This is a genomic window from Gemmiger formicilis, from assembly GCF_024462815.1.
Lineage (GTDB): Bacteria > Bacillota > Clostridia > Oscillospirales > Ruminococcaceae > Gemmiger.
In genome coordinates this window covers 1-221 of sequence record NZ_JANGCG010000103.1, presented here as the reverse complement: position 1 = coordinate 221, position 221 = coordinate 1, and the positions used below count along the sequence as shown (strand labels likewise).

Sequence of the window (221 nt, the reverse complement as noted above, 5' to 3'; positions counted from 1 at the left end):
ACAATTAAAGTTTGGAACGTGGGATACATAATCGCTTTCTTGCCATAAAAGGCGTTATGTTGAGCTCAACATAATGCCTTGAACCTACATTCGGTGTTCTACCATGGCACAGTTGAGTGGCGATTGTTCAACTCCACGCTCCACGCGGGCGAAGCCAAAGCCAACATTATTTTGGCAATGGCAATCTCCGCGCAGGGCATCAACCAGAAGTACACGCAGTT

The 221-nt window shown here is 47.1% G+C and carries 1 protein-coding gene; it reads left to right on the top strand.

Annotation, left to right across the window (positions count from 1 at the left end; translation table 11 throughout):
- Nucleotides 1-78: 78 nt before the first annotated feature.
- On the top strand, nucleotides 79-221 hold a 143-nt coding region (locus tag NE623_RS14660; RefSeq protein ID WP_442490244.1), incomplete at its 3' end, for an amidoligase family protein.